The organism is Agromyces litoreus, assembly GCF_040496015.1.
Taxonomy (GTDB): domain Bacteria; phylum Actinomycetota; class Actinomycetes; order Actinomycetales; family Microbacteriaceae; genus Agromyces; species Agromyces litoreus.
In genome coordinates this window covers 1-24,864 of sequence record NZ_JBEPKA010000023.1, presented here as the reverse complement: position 1 = coordinate 24,864, position 24,864 = coordinate 1, and the positions used below count along the sequence as shown (strand labels likewise).

Annotated in this window: 22 protein-coding genes and 2 pseudogenes; 15 read left to right on the top strand and 9 right to left on the bottom strand. The window is 68.7% G+C overall.

Annotated elements, in window-relative coordinates; translation table 11 throughout:
* Positions 1-70: 70 nt before the first annotated feature.
* The gene (locus ABME01_RS14755) at positions 71-469 is read right to left on the bottom strand and encodes a TSUP family transporter (protein ID WP_436407444.1); all 399 of its coding nucleotides are present in this window, start codon (positions 467-469) and stop codon (positions 71-73) included.
* A gap of 94 nt (positions 470-563) precedes the next feature.
* Positions 564-1,649, bottom strand: coding sequence for a LacI family DNA-binding transcriptional regulator (locus ABME01_RS14750; RefSeq protein ID WP_353829182.1), 1,086 nt, complete (start codon positions 1,647-1,649; stop codon positions 564-566).
* 197 nt (positions 1,650-1,846) lie between these two features.
* On the opposite strand from ABME01_RS14750, the gene ABME01_RS14745 reads away from it, so the two are divergent.
* The 6 genes from ABME01_RS14745 to ABME01_RS14720 all read left to right on the top strand — a co-directional run bounded on the left by ABME01_RS14745 (position 1,847) and on the right by ABME01_RS14720 (position 10,803).
* Complete coding sequence (locus tag ABME01_RS14745; protein ID WP_353829181.1) at positions 1,847-3,949, top strand: beta-galactosidase; 2,103 nt, start codon at positions 1,847-1,849, stop codon at positions 3,947-3,949.
* Positions 3,950-3,994: 45 nt separating this feature from the next.
* Positions 3,995-5,350: an ABC transporter substrate-binding protein gene (locus ABME01_RS14740; protein ID WP_353829180.1), complete on the top strand. Its 1,356-nt coding sequence runs from the start codon at positions 3,995-3,997 to the stop codon at positions 5,348-5,350.
* A gap of 156 nt (positions 5,351-5,506) precedes the next feature.
* On the top strand, positions 5,507-6,472 hold the full coding sequence (locus tag ABME01_RS14735; protein WP_353829179.1) for a carbohydrate ABC transporter permease: 966 nt from the start codon (positions 5,507-5,509) through the stop codon (positions 6,470-6,472).
* Positions 6,469-7,392 (top strand): carbohydrate ABC transporter permease, encoded by a 924-nt coding sequence (locus ABME01_RS14730; RefSeq protein WP_353829178.1) that lies wholly within the window; start codon positions 6,469-6,471, stop codon positions 7,390-7,392. The genes ABME01_RS14735 and ABME01_RS14730 overlap by 4 nt, the downstream gene beginning before the upstream one ends.
* Positions 7,393-7,450: 58 nt before the next feature.
* Positions 7,451-9,469, top strand: coding sequence for a beta-galactosidase (locus ABME01_RS14725; RefSeq protein WP_353829177.1), 2,019 nt, complete (start codon positions 7,451-7,453; stop codon positions 9,467-9,469).
* Positions 9,466-10,803, top strand: coding sequence for an FAD-binding protein (locus ABME01_RS14720; RefSeq protein WP_353829176.1), 1,338 nt, complete (start codon positions 9,466-9,468; stop codon positions 10,801-10,803). The genes ABME01_RS14725 and ABME01_RS14720 overlap by 4 nt, the downstream gene beginning before the upstream one ends.
* On the opposite strand, the pseudogene ABME01_RS14715 reads toward ABME01_RS14720, so the two are convergent.
* Positions 10,779-11,129: pseudogene (locus tag ABME01_RS14715) on the bottom strand (class II aldolase/adducin family protein); the annotation flags it as partial. The gene ABME01_RS14720 and the pseudogene ABME01_RS14715 sit on opposite strands and share 25 nt — an antisense overlap.
* 366 nt (positions 11,130-11,495) lie before the next feature.
* On the opposite strand from ABME01_RS14715, the gene ABME01_RS14710 reads away from it, so the two are divergent.
* The 4 genes from ABME01_RS14710 to ABME01_RS14695 are packed head-to-tail and all read left to right on the top strand — an operon-like array spanning position 11,496 to position 15,543.
* A complete protein-coding gene (locus ABME01_RS14710) occupies positions 11,496-12,071 on the top strand; it encodes a hypothetical protein (RefSeq protein WP_353829175.1) in 576 nt (191 codons plus the stop codon).
* A 24-nt stretch (positions 12,072-12,095) separates the two neighbouring features.
* Entirely contained in the window at positions 12,096-13,451 is a 1,356-nt protein-coding gene (locus tag ABME01_RS14705) for a HupE/UreJ family protein (RefSeq protein WP_353829174.1), read from the top strand.
* A gap of 41 nt (positions 13,452-13,492) precedes the next feature.
* Positions 13,493-14,203 carry a response regulator transcription factor gene (locus tag ABME01_RS14700; protein ID WP_353829173.1) on the top strand — a complete coding sequence of 237 codons (711 nt, stop codon included), beginning with the start codon at positions 13,493-13,495 and terminating at the stop codon, positions 14,201-14,203.
* Positions 14,200-15,543, top strand: coding sequence for a HAMP domain-containing sensor histidine kinase (locus ABME01_RS14695; protein ID WP_353829172.1), 1,344 nt, complete (start codon positions 14,200-14,202; stop codon positions 15,541-15,543). The genes ABME01_RS14700 and ABME01_RS14695 overlap by 4 nt, the downstream gene beginning before the upstream one ends.
* A 212-nt stretch (positions 15,544-15,755) precedes the next feature.
* On the opposite strand, the gene ABME01_RS14690 is transcribed toward ABME01_RS14695, so the two are convergent.
* Entirely contained in the window at positions 15,756-17,165 is a 1,410-nt protein-coding gene (locus ABME01_RS14690; RefSeq protein WP_353829202.1) for an MFS transporter, read from the bottom strand.
* A 353-nt stretch (positions 17,166-17,518) separates the two neighbouring features.
* Positions 17,519-17,731 (bottom strand): family 1 glycosylhydrolase, encoded by a 213-nt coding sequence (locus ABME01_RS14685; RefSeq protein WP_353829171.1) that lies wholly within the window; start codon positions 17,729-17,731, stop codon positions 17,519-17,521.
* A gap of 3 nt (positions 17,732-17,734) precedes the next feature.
* Here ABME01_RS14685 and ABME01_RS14680 point away from each other — a divergent pair.
* Positions 17,735-17,885: pseudogene (locus ABME01_RS14680) on the top strand (family 78 glycoside hydrolase catalytic domain); the annotation flags it as partial.
* Positions 17,886-18,059 carry an alpha-L-rhamnosidase-related protein gene (locus tag ABME01_RS14675; protein ID WP_353829201.1) on the top strand — a complete coding sequence of 58 codons (174 nt, stop codon included), beginning with the start codon at positions 17,886-17,888 and terminating at the stop codon, positions 18,057-18,059.
* A gap of 31 nt (positions 18,060-18,090) precedes the next feature.
* Here ABME01_RS14675 and ABME01_RS14670 read toward each other — a convergent pair whose 3' ends face one another.
* Entirely contained in the window at positions 18,091-18,765 is a 675-nt protein-coding gene (locus tag ABME01_RS14670; RefSeq protein ID WP_353829170.1) for a response regulator, read from the bottom strand.
* Positions 18,762-19,934, bottom strand: coding sequence for a sensor histidine kinase (locus ABME01_RS14665; protein WP_353829169.1), 1,173 nt, complete (start codon positions 19,932-19,934; stop codon positions 18,762-18,764). Before ABME01_RS14665 ends, ABME01_RS14670 begins: the two co-directional genes overlap by 4 nt.
* Before the next feature lie 213 nt (positions 19,935-20,147).
* Here ABME01_RS14665 and ABME01_RS14660 point away from each other — a divergent pair, with 213 nt between their 5' ends.
* From ABME01_RS14660 to ABME01_RS14650, 3 genes are read left to right on the top strand one after another with little or no spacing between them, the layout of a single operon-like run.
* Entirely contained in the window at positions 20,148-21,122 is a 975-nt protein-coding gene (locus ABME01_RS14660; RefSeq protein WP_353829168.1) for an SDR family NAD(P)-dependent oxidoreductase, read from the top strand.
* Between the two features lie 40 nt (positions 21,123-21,162).
* Entirely contained in the window at positions 21,163-21,942 is a 780-nt protein-coding gene (locus ABME01_RS14655; protein ID WP_353829167.1) for an SDR family NAD(P)-dependent oxidoreductase, read from the top strand.
* An 8-nt stretch (positions 21,943-21,950) separates the two neighbouring features.
* The gene (locus ABME01_RS14650) at positions 21,951-22,751 is read left to right on the top strand and encodes an SDR family NAD(P)-dependent oxidoreductase (RefSeq protein WP_353829166.1); all 801 of its coding nucleotides are present in this window, start codon (positions 21,951-21,953) and stop codon (positions 22,749-22,751) included.
* 338 nt (positions 22,752-23,089) lie between these two features.
* On the opposite strand, the gene ABME01_RS14645 is transcribed toward ABME01_RS14650, so the two are convergent.
* Positions 23,090-23,647, bottom strand: coding sequence for a DUF2505 family protein (locus ABME01_RS14645; protein ID WP_353829165.1), 558 nt, complete (start codon positions 23,645-23,647; stop codon positions 23,090-23,092).
* Positions 23,622-24,713, bottom strand: a complete 1,092-nt coding sequence (locus tag ABME01_RS14640) for an amidohydrolase family protein (protein ID WP_353829200.1) — start codon at positions 24,711-24,713, stop codon at positions 23,622-23,624. Before ABME01_RS14640 ends, ABME01_RS14645 begins: the two co-directional genes overlap by 26 nt.
* Positions 24,714-24,864 lie beyond the last annotated feature (151 nt).

Here is a 24,864-nt window from a genome sequence, read left to right as displayed (position 1 = left end):
CCCTCCTCGTCCGCCGGCGCCGACGCGAGACCCGTTCCCGGGGGCGAGCCCCGGCGCACCGGCCGTTCGATCAGAGTGCGAGCAGGTTGACACCCGACGCGAGCGTCAGGAGCAGCACGATCCGCTCGAACCAGGGCAACGAGATGCGTCGCGCGACCGCGCGACCGATCAACGCCCCGGCCACGAGCGCCGGCACGAGCACGAGATCGAGCAGGAGGGAGGCCGGAGTGATGAGCCCCAGCCCGACCGAGAACGGCAGCTTGATGAGGTTGACCACGAAGAAGAACCAGGCGGCGGTGCCCAGGATGGCCTGCACCGGCAGGCGGGATGCGATGAAGTAGAGGCTCATCACCGGGCCGGCAGCGTTGGCGATCATCGTCGTGAAGCCGCCGAGCGGGCCGAACACGTGGGTCATCGCCGGCGGGATCGACTGCGGCGCTCCCGGAGTCGGCACTCGCCGGCCCCGCATCCTGAGGCCGAGCACCACGAGCAGGATGAGGGTGGCGCCGATGACCTGATCGCGGATCGGTCGATTCGTTCCGGGTGCCTCGCGCGGAGGTCGTTCATGCCGCGGGTCCCGTCGACGCACGGACGACCAGCTCCGGCAATGACTCGGCCGTGCGCCGTGCGACCTCCGGTTCGACGAGGGCCAGCAATTCGTGGACGGCCGCACGGCCCTGAGCCTCGAAGTCGAGGCGCAACGTGGTCAGCGGCGGATCGAAGTAGGCGGCCTCGGGGATGTCGTCGACGCCGGTGACGCTGACGTCCCCGGGGATGTCGAGGCCGCGCTGCTTGAGGGCGAGCATGGCGCCGAGAGCCATCTGGTCGTTGGCGGCGACGTAGGCCGTCGCCCGGGGGAGCTCGCGGAGCCCGTCGATCGCGTCGTATCCGGACTTCGCGGACCAGTCTCCACGAAGCACCGCACGCGAACGCATGCCGGCCCGCTCCGCCGCGGCCGCGTAGGCGCGGATGCGGTTGCGCGCAGCGGACCACGCCTGCGGGCCCGCGATGTGGATCAGGTCACGATGGCCGAGCTCGGCGAGATGATCGATGAGGGCGGGCATGCCGGCCCCCGCCGATCCGCTCGGTCGCCCGTCCGCGCTGAGGTCCGATTCGCTGGCGATGAAGGCCGGGACCCGGAAGGAGGTGGTCTCGAAGGCCCTGGTCATCGCGTCGGTCGATGCGAGTGCCAGGACTCCTGCGAGGTTGTGCTGGGTGATCAACTCGAGCGACTCCTCGATCGCCCTCGGATCGTGCGCGTCGAGCGAGACGAGGTCGAGGACGTATCCCGCCTCGCGGGCGGCCGCGCTCGCGCCTTCGGCGATCCGGCTGGGCCCGACCTGCGAGATCTCGTGGGTGAGCGCACCGATCCGGTGGGAACGGCCCGACTTCAGCGATCGTGCCGTGAGGTTCGGTCGGTAGTCCAGCTCCTCGAGGGCCCGGACGACCTTCGCGCGGGTCTCGGGTCGGATGCCCTCGAAGCCCTTGAGGAATCGGCTCACGGTCTGGTGGGAGACGCCCGCAGCATTCGCCACGTCGTAGATGGTGGGAGCCTTCCTGAGCCGATCGGGTGCGGCGGCCGGCGACACGGATGACCCGCTCGCGGGATCCGCTGCGGACGTACCGATCGAGTCGGTGGCATCGGCCATGTCGTGGCCCTTCGTGGGGGATCGTTAGGCAGGTGCGCGACACGGGTGCCGCACACGCACATTCATGAAAATGTGACTTGACAGAGCCATGTTATCGACCACATTCTTGTTTCGTAAAGATGTTGTCGACAACATCAGCGACGGCGGCCGTTCGCAACAGCGACCGAACCGCACCGAACTACGACGGAGTAGCGCCGATGACCTCCCAGATCCCAGTCCAGCCGACGACCGGTCTGCTCTTCGGCGTCGCCTACTACGCGGAGTACCACCGCGGCGAGCGGACGGAGACCGATCTGGACCTCATGGTCGACGCGGGCGTCAACGTCATCCGCGTCGGTGAGTCCGTGTGGTCGACCTGGGAGCCGCGGGACGGCGAGTTCGACCTCGACTGGATCGAGCCGGTGCTCGACGGCGCCCACCGCCGCGGCATCCGCGTCATCCTGGGCACGCCGACATACGCCGTACCGCCGTGGCTGCAGGTCGGCCATCCGGAGATCGCCGCCGAGCGGCGCACCGGCGAGCCGATCCCGTGGGGCGCTCGGCAGGAGGTCGACTTCTCCCATCCGGTGTTCCGCCGGTACGCGGAGCGGATCATCCGGGCGGTGATCGGTCGATATGCGGGCCACCCCGCGGTGATCGGGTTCCAGGTCGACAACGAGCCCGGCCTGCAGATCCTCCACAACGACCACGTCTTCGAGGAGTTCGTGAACCGTCTGCGCGAGCAGTACGGCGACGTCGAGACGCTCAATCGCGAGTGGGGCCTGACCTACTGGTCGCATCGCCTCGGCGACTGGTCCGAGCTCTGGCGGCCGGACGGCAACACCTTCCCGCAGTACGACCTCGCGTGGCGTCGATTCCAGGCGGCACTCACCACCGAGTTCATCTCGTGGCAGGCCGAGCTCGTCCGGGAGTACCGCAGGCCGGGCCAATTCGTGACGACCTGCCTGCAGTACGGGCGTCCAGCCCTCGACGACGAACGCCTCGCGCGCGGACTCGACGTGATCGCAGGCAATCCGTACTACGGCATGCAGGATCACCTGGACGCGTCGCTCGAGCTCACCCAGCTGAGCCACTGGACGACGACCGGCGTTGCCGCGCTGTTCCGCCAGGCCGACCGGATGTACGCCTCCAAGCAGGCGCGGTACCTCGTCACCGAGACGAATGCGCAGTCCATCGGCATGCCCGACACGAACTTCCCGCCGTACCCGGGCCAACTCAAGCAGGCCGCCTACACATTCATCTCGCGTGGCGCGGCCATGGTCGAGTACTGGCACTGGCACACGCTGCCCTACGGATTCGAGACGTACTGGGGCGGCGTGCTTCCGCACAGCCTCGTGCCTGGGCGCGTCTACCACGAGGTCGCCGAGATCGGTGCCGAGCTCGCGAAGCTCGATGACACGCTCGACGGGTTCGAGCCGGACGCGGACGTCGCGATCCTCTGGTCGAATCCCAGTCGATTCGCGCTCCAGTTCATGCCGGCGCTGCGGATCGACGGAGAACCGGACGACCAGTCGTATGAGCGGATCGTCGATGCCTTCCACCGTGGCACCATCGAATCCGGCAGGCAGTCCCGGCTGATCCACTCCGACCAGGCCCTCGAGCTGGGGGCGACTGAGCTGGCCGCCAGGTTCCCCGTGCTCGTCGCCGCGGGAGCGTACGTGACGACCGACGCCGATGTGCAGCTGCTCCGGGACTACGTCTCGGCCGGGGGGCACCTCGTCCTCGGACCGCGGACCGCCTACGCGGACGACGAGGCCCGAGCTCGCACCGAGGTCGCCCCGCCGGGGCTCGCGGACCTCGCGGGCGCGCGGTACGAGGAGTACTCGAACCTCGAAGCCCCCGTCGGGGTGGTGGGTGAACGCGGTGGGCCCGAGATCGACGACGGCTCCGCGCTGCTGTGGATCGACGGCCTCATCGCCGACGGAGCGGATGTGCTCGCCCGATACGACCATCCGCGATTCTCGGCCTTCGCGGCCGTGACCAGCCATGCCGTCGCCGACGGACGCGTCACGATGGTCGGCTGCGTGCCCGACCCCGGGCTCGCCCGATCCGTCATCGGCTGGGCGACCGATCGACCGGGTGCCGGCGACGAGCTCGCGGGGGAGGTCCGGTCGCCGGTCACGGTGGCATCCGGTTCGCTCCCCGGCGGACGCCGAGCCTGGTTCGTCTTCAACTGGGGGTGGGAGTCGCAATCGATCACGCTCGCGACGACCGTCACCGAGCCAGCCGCCGGAGCAGAGCTCTCGGCGGGAACCGATGTCTCGCTGGACGCCTGGTCGGCGCGGACCTTCATCCGGTGAGCACCAAGGGATCGTGCGATCCTCCAACCACGGAAAGAGTCAATGATGAAGAAGGCACGTAAGACAGCACTGGCGCTGGTCACCGGCGCTGCCACCGTCGGTCTCGTGTTGACCGGCTGCGCACCGAGCGGCGGCGGGGACGGTGGGACGACCACCGACACCATCACCGACTCACAGCGCGAGGAGGCCCTGAACACGCCGACCGACCTCACGTTCTGGACCTGGGTTCCGGACATCGAGAACGAGGTGGCGCTCTTCGAGGAGAAGTACCCCGCGATCGACGTCACGGTCGAGAACGTCGGGCAGGGACTGGAGCACTACCAGAAGCTGCGCAGCGCCCTCGAGGCCGGCGAAGGCGCACCGGATGTCGCGCAGGTCGAGTATCAGTACATCCCGTCGTTCGTGCTCACCGAGTCGCTGCTCGACCTCACCCCCTACGGTGCCGACGACATCTCGGGCGACTACGTCGGATGGGCCTGGAACCAGGTCTCTCCGAGCGACGAGGTCTGGGCCATCCCCCAGGACGTGGGGCCGATGGGCAACCTCTACCGCGAGGACATCCTCGGCGAGGCCGGCATCACCGAGGCGCCCGAGACCTGGGACGACTACGCGGCGACGGCCAAGGCCGTCAAGGACGAGACCGGTTCCTACATCTCGAACCTCGGCGCCACGCAGGCCGGCCAGATGATCGGCTTCATGTGGCAGGCCGGCGTCCAGCCGTTCACGTACGACGGGGCCGAGACGGTCGGCATCGACGTGAACAACGACACGGCGAAGGAGGTCGCGAACTACTGGACCGACCTGATCCAGCAGGACCTGATCTCGGTCGACACGGACTTCTCCGACCAGTGGTACCAGGGCCTCGCGAACGGCAAGTACGCGGGCTGGCTGACGGCAGCCTGGGGGCCGATCTTCCTCCAGGGCACGGCGGAGAGCACGTCAGGCCTATGGCGTGCGGCCCCGCTGCCGCAGTGGAGCGCCGGTGAGCAGGTCTCGGGCAACTGGGGCGGATCCTCCGACGCGGTGCTCGCGACCAGCGAGAACCCGATCGCGGCGTACGAGCTCGCGAAGTTCATCAACCACGACGAGGAGTCGGCGATGAAGCTCGCCACCGAGCAGTTCCTCTACCCGCCGCAGGTCTCGGTGCTGGAGAACCCGGACTTCATCGACCAGGAGTCGGAGTTCTACGGCGGCCAGCAGGTCAACAAGCTGTTCGCGGAGATCTCCGAGACCGTCGACACCGACTTCCAGTGGGTGCCGTTCATGGAGTACGTCTACTCGACCTACGAGGAGACGATCGGCTCCGTGGTGGCTGAGAAGGGCGACATCGCCGCCGCCCTCGACGAGTGGCAGGATCAGCTCGTGAGCTACGCGGAAGACCAGGGCTTCACCGTCGAGTGAGCCCTCGGGTGCCCGTCGATCCCCCCGCGGCGGGCACCCACCGGGGTCTCACCTGGCACGTGAGCCCGGGGCGCCCGTCGAGCCCCGACGACGGGCGCCCGCCCCACCCCGCCGATGGGCCACCGTCGGCCCGATCACAGCGAAGTGAGGACCACCGTGTCGCAGTCACCGGCGCTCGCCGCCGAGCGCCACTCAACAGCTCCAGCTCGACGAAGCAACGCGAACAAGCGCAGGCAGAACCGCGCGGCCTACCTGTTCATCCTCCCGTTCTTCCTCGTCTTCCTCACGATGCTCGTCATCCCGCTGATGTACGCCGGCTACCTGAGCCTCTTCGAGAGCAAGCTCATCGGTGGCGAGCAGTTCGCGTGGTTCGCCAACTACATCCGCGCCGTCCAGGATTCCGCCTTCATCGGAAGCCTCCTGCGCATGGGCCTGTTCTTCATCGTCCAGGTCCCGATCATGCTCGGCCTCGCGCTCCTCTTCGCGCTCGCGCTCGACAGCGGCCGCGCGCGCGGCGCGAAGGGGGTCCGACTGCTCGTCTTCATGCCGTACGCCGTGCCCGCGGTCGTGGCCACCCTCATGTGGGGCTACCTCTACGGCCCCGACTTCGGGCCGCTCGCCCAGGTGGCCCGCGCGGTCGGCTGGGGCACCCCCGATTTCCTCTCGGCGGGAAACATCCTCGGGTCGATGATGAACATCGTCACGTGGGAGTTCGTCGGCTACAACATGATCATCATGTACGCGGCCCTCCGGGCGATCCCGAGCGACCTGTACGAGGCGGCCGAGATCGACGGCGCCGGCCAGTTCCGGATCGCGTGGAGCATCAAGATCCCCGCCATCCGCCCGGCCATCATCCTCACCGTGATCTTCTCCATCATCGGCACGTTCCAGCTGTTCGCCGAGCCGAGCCTGCTCAACGCGATCGCGCCCGACGCGATCACCCGGTCGTTCACGCCGAACTACTACGCCTACAACCTCGCCTTCCAGAACCGCGAACTGAACTACGCCGCCTCGATCGCGTTCCTCCTCGGAATCGTGATCGCCGTGCTCTCCTACGCCTTCCAGCTGGCGACCGAGCGACGCGAACGACGTGTCCTGGCCGAGACGGAGACCCCCTCATGACCTCGCTCGAGACCCGGGCCGCGGTCACCGTCGGCGCCCCCAAGCGCGCTCGCCGCGCCAAGAACTTCGATCCGGAGAAGCGCCGGAGCTTCCTCCTCACGGTGCTGCTCTGGTTGGGTGTCGTGTACTTCATCCTGCCGCTCTGGTGGCTCCTCGTCTCGTCGACCAAGGACAACCAGGCGCTGTTCACGACCTTCGGGCTCTGGTTCGGCGGCGACTTCTCGTTCTTCGAGAACCTGCAGACCCTGTTCACGGTTCGCGGCGGTATCTTCGCCCGCTGGCTCCTGAACACCGTCCTCTACGCCGGCGCAGCGGCGGTCGGCGCGACGCTGCTGTCGGCCATGGCGGGCTACGCGTTCGCGAAGTACGACTTCCCCGGCAGGAAGGCACTGTTCAGCGCGACGCTCGGTGCGATCATGATCCCGCTCACGGCGCTCGCCCTGCCGACCTACCTGCTGTTCTCGCAGGCCGGGCTGACCAACACCCCGTGGGCGATCATCATCCCGTCGCTGGTGAGCCCGTTCGGCGTGTACCTCATGCGGGTGTACTCGGCCGACGCGATCCCCGATGAGCTCATCGAGGCCGCGCGCGTCGACGGCGCGGGGGAGTTCCGCATCTTCTGGCAGGTCGGACTGCGATTGCTCGGCCCGGCACTCGTGACCGTGTTCCTCTTCGCCCTCGTGGGGACCTGGAACAACTACTTCCTGCCCCTCATCATGCTGAACAGCTCGGACCTCTACCCGATCACGGTCGGGCTCGCGCAACTGCAGGCGGCCGCCAACGCGGGCGGCGGGTCCCAGGCGCTGTTCTCGACCGTGATCACCGGGTCGTTCATCTCGATCGTGCCGCTGATCATCGCGTTCCTGTTCCTGCAGCGGTACTGGCAGAGCGGCCTCGCCACCGGGAGCGTGAAGGGATGACCCGCCTCGCGACGGCACCGAGGCCACGGCAGAAGCCCGCACTCGAGGAGGCACCGGCATGACGATCTGGTACGGCGGCGACTACAATCCCGAGCAGTGGCCAGCTGACGTCTGGGACAGCGACGTCGAACTCATGCAGCGCGGCGGCATCAGCCTCGCCACCGTGGCCGTCTTCTCCTGGGCCAGGCTGGAACCGCGCCCGGGTGAGTACGACTTCGGATGGCTCGACGACGTGCTCGACAGGTTGCACGCCGGCGGTATCCGCGTCGACCTCGCCACGGCGACCGCGTCCCCGCCGCCCTGGCTGGCGAAGCGGCACCCGGAGACGCTGCCGGTCACCGAGGACGGCGTGCGCCTCGCGGTGGGCAGCCGACAGCAGTACTGCCCGAGCTCGCCGGTCTACCGCGAGCACGCGCGACGGCTGGTCGAGCGGATGGTCGAGCGGTACGCCGACCACCCCGCGCTCGAGCTCTGGCATGTCAACAACGAGTACGGATGCCACGTCAGCCGCTGCTACTGCGACGTCTCGGCCGCGGCGTTCCGCACCTGGCTCGAGGCGCGGTACGGCTCGATCGAGGAGCTCAATCGCGCGTGGGGGACGGCGTTCTGGTCGCAGCGGTACGACGCGTTCGACGAGGTCGAGCCGCCGCGTGCGGCGCCCACGTTCCGGAACCCGACCCAGCTGCTCGACTTCGACCGGTTCTCGAGCGACGAGCTGCTCGCATGCTACGAGGCCGAGGTCGCGGTCATCCGCGAGGGATCCGATGTGCCGATCACGACCAACTTCATGGGGTTCTTCAAGCCGGTCGACTACTGGAAGTGGGCGCCGCGGGTCGACATCGTGTCGGACGACACGTACCCGGATCCTGCCGACCCGAACTCGGCGGAGTACGCCGCGATGGTCCGCGACCTCATGCGGTCGCTCGGCGGGGGCGCGCCCTGGCTGCTCATGGAGCAGGCGCCGAGCGCCGTGAACTGGCGCGCGCGCAATGCGCCCAAGGCCCCTGGGATGATGCGCGCCTGGTCGTACCAGGCGGTCGCGCGTGGAGCCGACGGGGTGCTGTTCTTCCAGTGGCGGCAATCGGAAGCGGGATCCGAGAAGTTCCACTCCGGGATGGTGCCGCACGGCGGAACCGACACGCGTGTCTGGCGCGAGATCGAACAGCTGGGCGGCGAGCTGCGGCGCCTGAGCGGCGATGGCGTCGGCCTGGAGGGAAGCCGGGTGCCCGCGCAGGTCGCCATCGCGATGGACTGGGACAGCTGGTGGGCGATCGAGCAGCCGGCCTCCCCGACCACGGTCTCGTACCTCGAGGTGCTCTTCGCCTGGCACCGCGCGCTCACCTCGCTCGGCGTGACGGTCGACTTCGTCCGCGCCGATGCCGACGTGACCGCATACCGGCTCGTCGTCGCGCCCGCCCACTTCGTGGCCACCGACGAGCAGGTGGAGAACCTCGCCGCCTACGCACGATCCGGCGGGACGCTCGTCGCCGGCTTCGGCACCGCGATCACCGACGAGCACCTGCACATCCGCCTGGGCGGGTACCTCGGCGCACCGCTGCGCGAAGCCCTCGGGATCCGCATCGAGGAGTTCGCACCACCCGCACCACCCGACCTGCGGGCGACCGGTCAGGGCGAGGCGCCGGAGGTCCCGATCTCCGGCGACCTGCTCGGTGGCGACGCACTCGGCACGACGTGGGCCGAGTTCGTGCGCCTCGACGACGCGGAGGCGCTGTCGACCTTCACCGAGGGGGCCCTCGCCGGATGGCCCGCAGTGACCCGGCGGGCCTCGGGCGGCGGTGCTGGATGGTACGTCGCGACCCTGCCCGAGCCGGACGCGCTGGCACGCCTCGCCGCGGCGATCTTCGAGGACGCGGGCATCGCCCCCTCCGACCCGGTCGGGGCGGGGGGGCCGCTCGAGGTCATCCCTCGCGGCGAGCTCGTCGTGATCATCAACCACGGGTCCGACGACGCCGAGCTCGACCTCGCGGGCATCGACGTGCTGACCGGCGAGAGCGCATCCGGCCTCGTCCTTGCGCCCCAGGGCGTCGCGGTCGTCGCCCAGCGCGGAGTGGAATGAGCGACGTCGGGCAGACCTGGTCGGGGACGCACCGCTTCGGCGCGCGCCGTCTCTTGGAGGCACGGTCCGTGTCGGAGGTGCAGGACCTGCTCCGGAGTCGGCCGGGTGCCGTCCGCGCGCTCGGGACCCGGCACTCGTTCAACGAGATCGCCGACACCGAGGGCACGCTCGTCTCCGTCGTCGGCATCCCTCCTGAGCCGCGACTGACGCCCCGCCGAGACGCCGTCTCCGTCGGTGGCGGCATCCGCTACGGCGAACTCGCCGCTTGGCTCGAGCAGCGCGGACTCGCGCTGCACAACATGGGCTCGCTCCCGCACATCTCCGTCGCCGGCGCCATGTCGACCGGCACCCACGGCTCCGGCGACCGGCTCGCGATGCTCGCCGACGCCGTCACCGCGATCGAGTTCGTCGACGCGACGGGCTCGCTTCAGCGCGTCGAGTCGGACGACTGGCGTTTCGGGGGGTTCGTCGTCGGCCTCGGCGCATACGGCGTGGTGACGAGGATCGAGCTCGCGGTGCAGCCGAGCTACCGGGTCAGTCAGCGCCTCTACGTCGGACTCGACTGGGACGTGCTGGCCGCACGATTCGACGACGTCACCGCGAGCGGGACGAGCGTCAGCGTGTTCACCCACTGGGGCGCACCGGCGGTCGAGCACGTGCTGGTGAAGCAACGGACTGATTCGACGTTCGACACGTCCGTGCTCGAGACGATGCGCGAGGCCGATCCGAGCGAGCGGTTCGACGGGGCGAGCTGGACCCCGCAGGACGGCAGCGAGGGGCCCTGGATGCTCCGCATGCCGCACTTCCGACTCGAAGAGACGCCGTCCTTCGGCGAGGAGATCCAGTCCGAGTACTTCGTGCCGCGGACGCATGCGCCGGCCGCGATCGCCGCGGTGCGGGGGTTGGCCGCCGAGATCGACCCGCACCTGATCGTCACCGAGCTCCGGACGATCGCCGCCGACGGCAGCTGGCTCGGGCCGGCGTCTGGCCGCGACACCGTCGGCATCCACTTCACCTGGAAGCAGCACGAGGACGCGGTACGGGCCCTGCTGCCGCGCATCGAGGACGCGCTCGCCTCCTACGACGTCCGACCTCACTGGGGGAAGTGGAACGCCTTCGACGCCGCACGCATCTCGGCCGCGTACCCGAGGCTGTCGCTGGCGCGCACGCTCTACCAGGAGCTCGACCCGGACGGGGTCTTCTCCAACTCGTATCTCGAGCGTCTCGGCGTGCGCGACGAGGGAGTGCGGTGCTTCCATGCCGATGTTCAGCCCGTGCCGACCGTCAGCCGACTGTCGCCGAGCTCAATTCAGCGACGTGCGTCGGAGGCCTGACCGTAGACGTTCTGGTACCGGTCGTACAGGCGGTCGATCGAGTCCTGCGGGATCGGGATCAGCGGGCCGGCCTCGCGCGCGAGGTGCACGGTACGAGCGACGTCCTCGACCATGACGGCGGCCTTGACCGCGTCCTTGGCGTTGGCGCCGATCGTGAACGGCCCGTGGTTCTGCATCAGCACCGCACGCGACCGGTGGCCGCGGAGCGTCTCGACGATGCCCCGGCCGATCGAGTCGTCGCCGATGATCGCGAACGGCCCGATCGGGATGGGCCCGCCGAACTCGTCGGCCATCGCCGTGATCACGCACGGTTCCGGCCCGCCGCGCGGCAGGTTTCGAGATCGAGTTCGCCTGCGCCGTTCCCGCTTCGGGGGAGTTCGTGTGGGCCGTGTCGACGCCGGGCGGACCTGACGGGTTCGCGAGGGCCGAGCACTCTACCTCGACTCGCCCGAACGGTCGGCCGCCATGGCCGCCCTGCCCGCCCCGATCGCGAGCGGACGCGTCGACGCCGCGATCACCGTCACCGCTGGCGGACCGGTCCGGGCCGAGCGCGAGCTCAGGCGAGCCCGGAAGCCTCTACTCCGGAAGATTTGAGATTCCCTTGAGGGATCCTTGGCGTGCAGCTGAACCGACGCCGACGAACGTGGATGTCACCGGGAGATCGATCCCGGCCGACACGAGGAGACATCCACATGGACATCAAGAAGGCTCTCGCCACCGCTTCGCTCGCCATCGCGGCGTTCACGCTCGTCGGCTGCACAGCCGTCGCCGCCACGGATGCGGCGAGTACCGAGTCGTCGACGTCTGCCGCCGACAGCACGACCACCGACAGCACGGCGAGCAGCACCTCCGAGGACGCCGCATCGATGCCCGCCGGCGGTCCTGACGGCGGCGGACCCGGCGGTGAGGCAGGTTCGGGCACCGTCGCGACTTCGACGGCCGATCTCGACGCGCTCATCGACACCGCGCTCGGCGACGCGTCGCTCGGCATCCACCGCGGGCACCAGCCGATCGAGAGCGTCCTCGACGAGGTGCTCGGCATCAGCCACGCCGAGCTGCACGCGCGAATGGACGCCGGCCAGAACCTCGCCGCGGTCGCGACCGACCTCGGCATCGACCCGCAGGCCCTCATCGACGCGCTCGTGGCGGACTTCTCCCCGGTCATCGACCAGGCGCTCGAGGACGGCATCATCACGCAGGACCAGGCCGACGACTACCTCGCCCAGCTCGAGGAGGCGTTCACCGAGCGAGTGAACTTCGAGGGCTGAGTCATCCGCCCGCAGGAGATCGCCATGTCCCGCCTCGCTCGAGCCGGCCGACGGGCCGTGGCCGCGTTCATCGCGGTCACGGCCGCGGCCCTGCTCGCCCTCGCCCCGACCGCGGCGTACGCGCACTCCGTCGACAGCACCGCCGTGACGCTCACCGTCGGTGCGGACTCGGTCGACGGCACCATCCAGATCCCGCTCGTCGCCCTCGACGAGGCGCTCGGAACCGCCTACGCGGCCGACCCGTCGACGGTCGCGACCGATGCCGACGACCTGGTCGCCTACATCGCCGAGCACCTGACCGCCACCGGCGCCGACGGGTCCTCATGGGGCGAGACGTTCGGGGAGGCGACCGTGACCACCATCGAGGACGTCGCCGTACTGTCCGTCGACGTGACCCTCGACCCGGTCGGCGCCGACCCGGGGGACTTCACGTTCGGCTTCGACGGCATCATCGCCGACGGCGTCGGTCACGAGGTCACCGTGGTCGTCACGGATGCCGACGGTTCGATCGGCCTGGCCGGGGTGATCACCGAGGCGGAGGGTGCGGTCACGATCGGCGACGTCACGGATGCCGCGGCGTCGGCCGATCCGGGGATCCTCGACATGGTGGTCAGCGGATACCACCACGTGATGGACGGGGCCGATCACCTGCTCTTCGTGTTCGCCCTGCTCCTTCCTGCGCCGTTGATCGCGCTCGCCGGGCGTTGGCGGAGCCGGGCCGGCGAGGCGCGACCCGTGCGCGACAGCGTGTGGTCGGTCGTCAGGGTCGCGACGGCGTTCACGGCCGGCCACTCGATCACGCTGATCGCCGCCGCGATGGGATGGGTCGACGTTCCCAGCCAGCCCGTGGAGATCCTCATCGCGGTCTCGGTGGGCATCGCCGCGATCCATGCGATGCGACCGCTCGTGCGGCGGGGAGAGGTGATCATCGCCGCCGCGTTCGGGCTGATCCACGGGTTGGCGTTCGCCGGCATCCTCGCCGACCTCGGCTTCGACGGGAACGCGTCGTGGCCCGTGCTCCTGGCGTTCAACGTCGGCATCGAGCTGGCGCAGCTCGCCGCGATCGCGCTCGTCCTCCCCTCCCTGCTCGTCCTGGCACGGACGCGGTGGTACGCGCCGGTGCGCCTCGCGGCGGCGGGGATCGCGGTCGTCGCCGCGACCGCATGGGTCCTGGATCGGATCGGGCTCATCACCGACCCGTTGTCCGGTGTCGAGGAGGCACTGATCGCAACCTCGTGGACGGTACCCGTCACGTTCGCCGCGCTCGCGACCGCCGCCGTCGTGCACGGGCGCCTCCTCGAGCGGAGGGCGTCCCGAGCGGTCGCGGGGGGCGAGCGGGAGACGTCCCTCGGGTCGCCGCCGACCGAGCTCGTCCGATGACGTTGACCATTGCGCACGGCCCCGAAGGCTACCCTGAGGTCATGCCGCGAATCCTGCTGGTGGAGGACGATCCGGCGATCCGGGCCGCCCTCACCCGCGGCCTGACGGACCAGGGGGCGAGCGTGACCGCGGTCGACACGGCAGTGGGCGCGATGAAGGCGCTCGCGGTCGAGCAGCCGGAGGCGATCATGCTCGACCTCGGGCTGCCCGACCTCGACGGCTCGCACGTGCTCACGATGCTCCGCGCGACGAGCGACGTCCCGGTCGTGATCGCCACCGCGCGCGACGACGACGCCGAGATCGTCCGCCTGCTCGACGCCGGCGCCGACGACTACCTCGTGAAGCCCTTCTCGGCGGCGCAGGCCATGGCACGCATCCGCGCCGTACTGCGCCGCGCCGCGGCCGCATCCGGTTCGACGACGGATGCCGCAGACCGTCGCGTCGTGGTCGGCGACCTCGTCCTCGATCCGCCGGCCCGGACCGCGAGCCTCGCCGGGGTTGATCTCATGCTCAACCGCAAGGAGTTCGACCTGCTGCTCGCGCTCGCCGCCCGCGCCGGACAGGTGGTCAGCAAGCGCCAACTGCTGAGCGAGGTCTGGCAGATGCCCTGGGGCGGCGCGGACCGGACCGTCGACGTGCACCTCTCCTGGCTGCGGAGGAAGCTCGGTGAGACCGCAGCGGAACCGCGGTACCTCCACAGCGTCCGTGGCGTGGGCGTGAAGCTCGTGGACCCCGTCGGCGGCGAGGCGTGAACGCCACCCTGCGCAGCAGGATGGTCGCGCTCGGCGTCGGCTCCGCCGTCGCCGTCCTGGTGCTGCTCTCCATCCCCGTGGGACTCATCGTCGGCCAGGATGCTCGCGAGGACGCCGACCGCAGCGCGCAGTTCGCCGCGGAGTCGGTGGTCGTCGCGATCGATGCCGGAGCGGATGACGCCGAGAGCGTGGCCGACGAGCTCGAGCAGGTCGACGAACGGTTCACGGGTGTCGCGGTGACGGTCGTGCAACCCGACGGCGAGGTCCTCGGGGCCCAGTCGGAGGTCGCGTGCACAGTGGACGCGACCTCGGACCGCGACGCCGGCGCCCCGCCGCGCGACGGCCCGACGGCCGAATCCTCACCCGACGGCGGGCCTCCTGCAGTGGAACCCATCGACGGCGGACGTCGTGTCGTCCTGACCACCGAGACCGCGGCCGGCATCTTCACCGTCTGCGCCGACGCGAGTACGTCGGCCTGGCTGAGCGCCGTCGCCGCACGGATGGGGACGCTGGCGGCCGCTGCGCTCGGCGTGCTGGTCGTCGTCGCCATCGTGGCCCTGCTCATCGCCCGCCGGGTCACCCGACACCTCGCGGCCGCCGCCGTCACGGCGGATCGCCTCGCCAACGGCGACCTCGACGCTCGAGTGCCGGACGCCGGCCCTCCGGAGGTCCGCAGGGTCGGCGACGCCCTCAACCGGCTCGCGGAGCGAATCGAGGAGTTGCTGCAGTTCGAGCGTGAGACGGCTGCCGATCTCTCGCACCGACTGCGCACGCCCCTCACCGCAGTCCGGCTCGACGTCGAGGCGCTTCCCGCCTCATCCGGCAAGGCGGAGCTCGAGCTCCACGTCGCCCAGCTCGAACGGACGCTGACCGCGGTGATCCGGGCGGCACGACGTCCGCAACGCGAAGGGGCCATGCCGTCGTGCGACGCAGCGACGGTCGCGCGCGACCGCTTCGCCTACTGGGCACCCCTCATGGAGGACCAGGGCCGTGAGGCATCCATCAGCACGGAGACCGCGGGGGAGGCGCTCGTGAGGTGCTCGTCGGAGGACCTGTCGGCTGCGCTCGACGCACTGCTCGAGAACGCCGTCGCGCACACCGCCGACGGCACCCCCGTCGCAGTCGTCGTCGCCGACCTCCACGACGGGCGCATCGCGGTCGACGTGCGCGACCGCGGGCACGGCGTACCGCCGGAGGCGCTCGAGCGCGGACGTAGCGACCGCGGCTCGACCGGGCTCGGCCTGGACATCGCCCGGTCGTGCGCGGAGGCGAGCGGTGGTGAGCTCGACCTGCTCGAGCTCGACGGATGGGCGACCGTCCGACTGGTGCTCGGCCGCTGAGGCGGGTCGCCGCGGCGTCACGTCGGTGATCCTCGCGGACCCCGGCGGCCGGGGGTCGGAGTGGCGGTACCGCTGGTGTCCGCGACCCCTCGGACCGCAGACCCGGGAACGGGTACCCTTACCCGTCCGTCACTCCAACGATCGATGAGGAACGAACTGGAGGCGCCGGCCGCGGGAGCGGTCGGCGCCTCCAGGCGCGGCAGGGGCGAGGGTCACATGTCGTGTGGCGGGTTCGCCTGCTCGCCGGGAATCGCTGCCGCGGCGGTCAGGGGAACCGCGGCGTCTTCCTCCTCGCGGGTCATCGCGTCGGCAGCGGCCTGGGCTCGGCGCGCGTCGAGGTCGGCGTTCACCTGCGGCAGGATCTTCAGGTCGAAGTGCAGGTAGAAGAACATGAGGACGATGATGCCGAGGAACACGAAGGCCGGGACGCCGGCGAACAGGCCGACGATCGCGTTGTTCGCCGCCTCCGTCTGCACGTCGGTGGTGCCGTCGTAACCGGACGCACTGAGCAGGAGACCGACGACCAGGCCTGCGATGCCGATGCCGATCCGGCCCATCACGCCCGTGACGGCTCCCATCGTGCTCTCGAGGCGGCGCTTGCCCTTCCATTCGTTGAAGGCGCAGACGTCGAGGATCATGACGCCGCCGAGGTACGACAGGGGAAGGGAGGCGAGACCGCCGAGGATGCCGCCGACCATGAGCAGCGGGATGCTGCCGTTGGCGAAGAAGTAGAACCCGGTGCCGATGAGGCCGAGCGTGCAGCCGACGATGATGATCTGCGAGATCCCGAAGCGCTTCATGAGCTTGGGGAAGAGCAGGATGAGGGGGAGGATCAGTACACCTGCGCCTGCGACGATGCCCTGGAGGGCGAGGTCGCCGACGATGTAGCGGAAGTAGTACGAGATCATGTTCGCGCCATTGATCGCGCTGTTCAGGAAGAACAGGCCGGCGATGAGCCAGATCCACTTCCCGGCGCCGAGCGTGGCGAGGAGGTCGCGGACCTTGACCGGCGGTGCGCCGGTGTCGGCGGTCTGGTACTCCTCCTTGACGAAGAGGAAGCGGGTCATGCCGAGCGCGGCCAGCGGGATGGCGACGGCGCCCATGACGATGGACCAGCGTGCCGGGTCCTTGTCCGCCCAGCTGAGTGCCACGGGGAGCCCGACGGTCATGATGATGCCCATGATGGTCGTGAAGATGCCGGCTCGCGTGTAGACCTTCGCGTAGACGCGACGGTTGGCGAAGGCTCGCGCCATGTACAGCGTGTCGTTCGATCGCAGCAGGGTGTCGAAGAGCACGTTGATCGCGAGGAACATCGCGAAGATCCACACCACGCGCCCGACGTCGCCGAGGCCGGCGGGCGTCGAGAAGAGAAGCCAGGTCGCCAGCCACACGCCGATGACCGCGAACTCGTACGGGCGCGCCTTGCCCCACTTCGTCTCAGGGCTGCGGTCGACGATCCAGGACGCAACGAGACCGCCGACGACGTTCGCAAGGCTGCTCACGAGGATGATCACACCGACCATGGCGGCAGAGATGCCGAGCGTATCCGTGGCGTAGATCGAGAGATAGCCGAGCACGATGAAGTTCGCGGCCGCGGACATTCCCGCTCCAGCCCACGCCATCAATTTGCCGGCAGGCAGCCGATCCGGATCCGTGGCCCTCTCGGCTCGGGTCTTCGCCATCATCCAACTCCTTTGTCAGTGCGACCTGCAGGGGTTCCTGCGTGCTGTCTTGGTCCGCAAGCGGGGTGCGTAGACCAAGTAAACCTCGCAGTCACGAAAATAGCAAGCGATTGCCAAATTGGATCGTGTGCAGTTTCTCGCGTCGTGGGCTCCGACGGGCCTGGCGGGACGGCAACCGGTTGGACCGGGCTTCGATAGCGGATTCCCCGTCGCGGTCGCTACTCCGACACCATCGCGAACGCGCGAACGGCGTCGCGATCGCCGGACGCCGGACGCCGGACGATCGTGCCGGTTCACGCCGGTGCAGGTACCGCGGTGTCGCGCGCGGCGATCACGTCCCGGAACCACACGGCGCTGTCCTTCGGGATACGGCGAAGCGAGCCTGATTCGACTCGGTAGAGACCGAAACGCTTGGCGAAACCGAGACTCCATTCGAAGTTGTCGATCAGCGTCCAGACGATGAACGCCCGGACATCCAACTCGAGGTCAGGGGTGGCGCGGGTCACGCGGTGACCCTTCGCCACGCCGAAGTGCTCGAGCACGAGGAGATCGGGCTGCGGCCGCTTCGGACCGCGAAGGTCACCGATCGATACGTGCTCAGCGGGGGGACACGACGTCTTCGAGCCGACGCTGACCTTCCATGGGATCCGCTACGTCGAGGTGGACGGCTGGTCGGGCTCGGACGATGAGTTGGCAACGGCGATCCGCGCGGTGGTCATCGGATCGGATCTCGAACGCATCGGATGGTTCTCCTGCTCCGACCCACTGCTGAATCAGCTGCACTCCAACATCGTGTGGGGAATGCGGGGCAACGTCCCTCTCCGCACCGCCTGAATGAGTCGATGGGGGGTGAAGGGCGCCGTGCCTATTCGGGCGGCCTGAACGCCGGCAACCCGGACAGGAGAGCGAAGGACACCAGTTGCGCGCGGTCCCGTGCGCCGACCTTCAGCATGGCGCGGCTGGCATGTGTCTTGACCGTGTAGGGAGAGACGAACATCTCCGCCGCGATCTCGTCGTTGCTCCGTCCGCGCGCGATCGCGGCGACGACATCGCGTTCCCGGGCCGTCAGCGCGTCGAACCGTGCCGCGAGTTCGACGACGACGCCCGGGCTGCGCAGATCGTTGACGTGCTCGATGAGGGCGCGTGCGGCTGCGGGAGAGAGCGCCCCGCCACCTGCGACGACGTCTCGGACGGCGCCGAGCAGCTCGGCCGGAGTCACCCCCTTGCTGAGGAAGCCGTTGGCACCGGCGCGCAGGGCTGCCAGCACGTTCTCGTCTTGGTCGAAGGTTGTGAGGATGACGATCCGGACGCTCTCACCGACCTCCGACTCCCGGATTCGGCTGGTGGTCTGCACTCCATCCATCCCGGGCATGCGCAGGTCCAAGAGGACGACGTCCACCTGCTCGGTCGACAGCACTTCCAGTGCCCGGAGGCCGTCGGAAACGTCCGCAACGACCTCCATGTCGGACTGCGACTCCAAGATCGTTCGCAGGCCGACCCGGATCATCTCCTGGTCGTCGACGATGAGGATCCGGATCATCGGACGGACCCGCCATCGGTCCTCAGCGTCGCCGTGACGCGAAAGATCTCGTCGTCGGAGTGGATGTCGAGGAGCCCGCCCGCGGCCTCCACCCGTTCACGCATGCCGATCAGACCGTAGCCACGACCACCGACCGCGCGGCGGGAATCGGCGGCGACGCTGTTCTCCACGTCGATGATCAGCTTCATGCCGGAAACGTGGATGCCCACGTCCACGGGACCGGACCCGTGCCGATGCGCATTGGTCAGAGCCTCTTGCGTGATTCGGAACGCGGCGACGCTCACGGACGGATCAATCGACATCTCGCCATCGGGCATGATGAGCCGGACCTCACCGCCGGATGCTTCGAGGTTCTCGACGAGCTCTGGAATGCGTTCGATCGTCGGCAGCATGAGCGTGTTGCCGCTCGTCTTGTCGCCGCGCCGGAGAACGCCGAGAATGCGCTGCGTCTCCTGCAGAACCCGCCGCACGCCGCTCTGCGCATTCGCCAGCGCTGCGCGCTCGGTTGAGGCGCCCGGCGGCAGCTGCACGTCGATGACTCCGAGGTTCGTGCCGATGACGGCGATCTCGTGGCCGACCACGTCGTGCAGGTCCTGTGCGATGCGCAAGCGCTCCTCGGCCACTCGACGAGTCACCTCCAGATCCCGGGAGGAGATCACATCCTGGGCGCGCTGATGGAGCGTCAGCAGGTAGATCTCGTGCGCCCGGATCGCGTACCCGGTCGCCGCGGCGGCGACTGTAGTGCTCAGCGCCACGTACGCCAGAGGATCGTCGAACCCGGATGCTTCGGCGCCCACGGTGGCGAAATAGAGCGCCAGCCCGGCCAAGGTCCCGCCGATGAAGACGGCCGGCCCGCGCAGCCCTGCGGAGAAGATGATCGACAGAACGACGATCCACCCAGCTGTGTAGCCGTCGGACAACGTGATCCCGAGAACAGCGCCCAGAACGGCCGGGATGAGTCCCCATACTCCGAACCACCGGCTCAGCGCGAATCCAGCGATCAGCAATGCCAGTGCGCCATACCCCGCCGGTCCGGCGCCGGTCCAGATCAGGACGACAACCTGCACAACGCATGCGATTGTTCCCCCAGCGACGGATACTCGATCGAGCATTCGGCTGCTCAGGTACCACGGGGGAAGCTCGACGCGCTCGGGCTCCGGGATCGACATGACTCCCATTGTCGCGGTCCGGGCCACTCCGATGCGGGTCCGGGGGCACGCCGATCAACCGGCGATGCGGACAGATCAAGCAAACTTCGCGGCCCTACTTCAAATGGAGTACATCGGTCGATCTCACCGGACGATGACAAGCACGCGTCGCCGCGGAAGTCTTGAGGAACGGCGGTGCGCACCGTGCTGCCGACGGAAGAGGAGTTGAACGGCATGTCTGAACTGGTGCAGGGCAAGGTTGCGATCGTCACCGGATCGGGTCAGGGGATCGGGCGCGACGTCGCTCTGTGCCTCGCCGAGCACGGCGCGAAGGTCATCACGAACAACCGCAAGCCCGGCTCCTCCCTCGACGCGTTCGAGAAGACCGAGATCCCGTTCACCGATGAAGAGCGCGCCGCGCTCGAGAGCGTGAAGGGCGACGCGAAGACGACGGCGGACCGGATCGTGGCCGGGGGCGGACAGGCCGTGCCGTTCTTCGGTGATGTCGGCGACTTCGCGACCGCCGGCCGGATGGTGCAGACCGCGATCGACAGCTTCGGCCGCATCGACATCATCGTCAACAACGCCTCCTCGAACTGGGTCGGGAACATCGCCGACATGGATGAGGACCTCTGGGACATCAGCGTCGTGTCGAAGCTGAAGGGCGCGTTCAACCTGATTCACCACGCCTTGCCGCACATGAAGGCGCAGGGCTACGGGCGCATCCTGAACTCGTCATCCGACGCGTTCCTCGGCCTCCAGGGGTACGCGGCCTACGGTGCCGCGAACGCCGGCATTGTGGCCCTGACGAAGGCCGCCGCCGGCGACCTCCGCGGCACCGGCATCACCGTGAACGCATACACGCCGCTCGCGAAGACGCGTGCCTGGTACAACGCCGCTGCGACGTACAGGATGCAGGGTGTTCCCGCGGAGATGATCGAGGCGGGTGCTCCGGAAGCGATGAAGCGCACCGCGGAGGGCATGGTCCCCTTCCTGGCCTATCTCGCCTCGGACGACGCCGCGGCGATCTCGGGCAACCTCTTCAAGCTCGCCGCGGACGGTGAGATCGGCCTCTGGTCGCAGCCCGAGGTCGTGCGCCAGATCACGACCGATGCCGACGCCTGGGCCATCGACGTCCTGCGGGAGCGCGTGCCGGGCGAACTCATGGCCGGCCTCTCCAACGACGAGGGCATCCTTCCGGTCCGCTGATCGCCGCGCACCGACAAGACAACACAGACAGGAATCGATCATGGGAAAGCTCGACGGCAAAGTCGTCCTCATCACCGGCTGCTCCAGCGGCCTCGGCAAGCAGCAGGCGATCCGCATGGCCGCCGAGGGCGCCTCGCTCGCCATCTGCGCTCGCAATGCCGAGATGCTCGCCGAGACCGCGCGGCTCTGCGAGGAACGGGGCGCGGAGGTCATGGCGATGACCGTGGACATCATGGACTACGACAGCCTGGTCGCCTTCGTCGACGCGACGGTCGACCGGTTCGGAACGATCGACGTCCTGGTGAACAACGCCCACACGATCACCATCCCAGCTCCGTTCCTCGAGAAGACGATCGACGACCTCGACCTCGAGATGCGCAGCTCCGTCTACGCGTACTGGCACCTGATGAAGCTGTGCTTCCCGCACCTGCGGGACAAGGAGGGCGCGGGCGCCTCGATCATCAACTTCGCCTCCGAGGCGGCCATCGCCGGCGACGAATTCTATGCCCCCTATGCCGCGTCGAAGGAAGCCGTGCGTGGACTCTCGCGGGTGGTCGCCCGTGAGTGGGGCCAGTACAACATCCGCGTCAACACCCTCTGCCCCAACGGCCTGACCGAGAACGCGTCGGGCGGCCTCACCTCGCTCAGCCCCGAAGCGCGCGCACACGTGCAGAAGGCGTTCGTGGCGAACCCATTCCGGCGCGCCGGCAACCCCTACGACGATGTCGCCCCCGTCGTCGTCTTCCTCGCCTCGGACGACAGCCACTGGATCACGGGCCAGAACATCCACGCCGACGGCGGCGCCCTGATCAACGCCTAGGAGAACTCATGCAGATCGCAGACAAGACCTTCGTCGTCACCGGCGGAGGCAACGGAATCGGCCGCGCACTCACGCTGGAGCTCCTCGCCCGTGGCGCGCGGGTCGCGGCGCTCGACCTCGACGAGGCGGGCCTGGAGGAGACCGCGCGGCGGGCTGATGTGGGGGAGCGGCTTTCGCCGCACCCGGTGAACATCACCGATCGAGCAGCAGTGGCCGCGCTTCCCGACGCCATCGCGGCGCTCCACCCGGCCATCGACGGACTGGTCAACGTCGCCGGCATCATCCAGCCGTTCGTGACGATCGACGAGCTCGGGTTCGATGTGATCGAGCGGGTGATGAACGTCAATTTCTGGGGCGTCGTCAACACCACGAAGACGTTCCTCCCGGTGATCCGGCAGCGCCCGGAGGGTGCGATCGTCAACATCTCCAGCATGGGCGCGCTGACTCCCGTCCCCGGGCAGGCCGCCTACGGTGCGTCGAAAGCCGCGGTGAAGCTGTTCACCGAAGCGCTCTTCGCCGAGTTGCAGGGCACGAACGTCACCGCCACCGTGGTGTTCCCGGGCGCGATCGCGACGGACATCACCGCCAACTCCGGCGTCACGATGCCCACGATGGGCGGCACGGGACGCAAAGCCCCCGAGCCGACACGCCCCGAGGAGGCAGCGCGCCAGATCGTCGCCGCGATCGAGAAGCGAAGCTACCGCGTGACGATCGGCAAGGACGTCACCATGCTCGACCGCCTTTCGCGACTGGCGCCGCGCCGCGCCACGCTGATCCTCGCCGGCCAGATGAGGGAGCTGCTCACCTGAGCGGTGTGGCGTACGGTGACCGATCTCCGGGCGCCACCACAGTTCGAAGGGAAGTCCGATCAGCTCGAGACCTCGGGGATCACGTGCTTCCACGGTGATCTCGTACCGTTCCACCTGTGTGTGGCCCGAGCGGGCCTCTCCGTCGGCCAGGATGCGCAGCCGTCTGGGCCGCGCGTGTCGGCGTGAACGGTGCGGACTCTGACCTACTACCTCCAGCTCGTGCTCGACTACAGCCCCTTGCAGACCGGGATCGCCTTCGGTGCGCCGAGCTCGTGCTGGATCGTGACCTTGGCTCACCGTCGGGGAGGGCCGACACGATCGCATCGGTCCTCCGCAGATCAGGCTGCGGTCGCGCGGTCACGCCTCCGGGTTCTGCGCTCGGATCCTGTGATCTGCTCGCCCACGCGCTCCAAGTGCGTCGCCCAGATCGCCAGTTCCCTCTTCATCCTCGGTACGAAGGCATCGATCCAGGCCCGTTCCAGCCGGGCGCCGACCATCACGACAGGCACTCGCACCTCCGCTTCGAAGTGGAGGTCGATGCCTCCTGCTCGATCGCGAGCGCGGTACGTGCCGATGAATGTGGATGGGAAGGCGGTGCAGCTCATTCCAAACGTGCCACGGATCTCGTCGGCTCCCCGAACCCAATGCTCCATGCGGGTCATGAGAGCGGGATGGCGAAAGAGCGACCGAACATCGGGCGGGATCGACAGGAGGGTGACGGGTGTCTGTATGGTGAATTCGACTGTGCTGTCGGTCGCGACATGTCGCTCGATCATGGCCTCGGCCCAGCCTGACGTCATGTGGCGGGTGCAGATGAAGTCGCGGCTCGAGAGCAGCTGCAGCGCTTCGGCGCTCGTGCCCGGGAGGCTGCTATCGAGGACCATCGCCTTCGGCATCCCTTGACCCCTTCTCGACCGCACCGTCGGTGTGCGCTGCCGACTCTTCAGCATCGAGTGGGAGGTCGTCGAACGCCCCATCATCGGGGTCTTCCCCGATAGGGCCACCCTGCTTCGTCTGCTGGCGAAGCGATTTCTGGACGACTCGCTGAACGACGCCGCGGCGTAGCTTGAGCAGGCCCCCGTCCTTCCGCAGGATGGCGGTCAGTCGGTCTCCGGACTCCTCGAGCTTCGCCTTCGCAACGTCGATCGGCGCGTCGACCAGTGCATGGTCGCGTTTGCGCCACTGCCCGGCGATCATGACGGCTTCGATGTTGCCCGAGTTGGCGTGCAGAGCTGCCGCGATCGGATTGTGCGCGGGCCACAGGTTCAGGGCGCGTGCGTCGATGATCGTCAGGTCCGCCTGCATGCCCTTGCCGAGATAGCCGATCCGGTCAGCCAGTCCGAGGGCACGAGCGCCTTCTATCGTCGCCCAGGCGAGTGCCTGCTTGGCCGTGACGGCGACCTTGGGAGCGCCGAGACCCGTCGTCCTGCGTGCCCGGTCGTGGCCAAGGGCGCGCTGCTCGGCCAAAGCGACTCTCGCAGCGATCAGCAGCTCACCGGGTGCGACCATCTCGGTATCGGTACCGAGCGACGGTGCGGCGCCGATGGCGAGCAACCGCTCGGTCAGTCGGGTGACATGACCTTGGCCAAGCTCGTTCTCTGGCGTGGAGGTGAACGTCACTCCCGCCGCGACGAGCGAGGTGACCCACTCCCGCGAGAGTCCCGTGCCGTGCACGATGTTGACGTTGGAGTTCCACAGTCCGGCGTCGGTGACAACCTTCCAGGCGGGCCCGGGTGCGCCAGCGCTCTGGTGCATCGAAGCGAGCACTCCGCGCTCCGCGGCGGCGCGAAGATCAGCGACGGCTGTCTCGGCCTTCGACAACTGCGGTCCCTTGATCGCCATCCCGATGTCGATCAGCGGGGTCTGAGCAGCCAACCCGCGGCGAAGGCGGTCGATCTCCGCAACGTGGTGGGGTCGATCGCGTAGGCCATATGGGACGCCGTGAAGGAAGACGCCGCGTATACCTGATTCTGCCAGCGCCTTGATTCGGCCCGGGTTTCGTTCCTATCGGTTTCTGATTCGGCCTGGGTTTCGTTCCTATCGGTTTCCCTGTCGGGCGGTTGCCGCCAGGCCTGATTCTTGGTCAGCGTAGTAGGCCTGCTCGACCTCGATC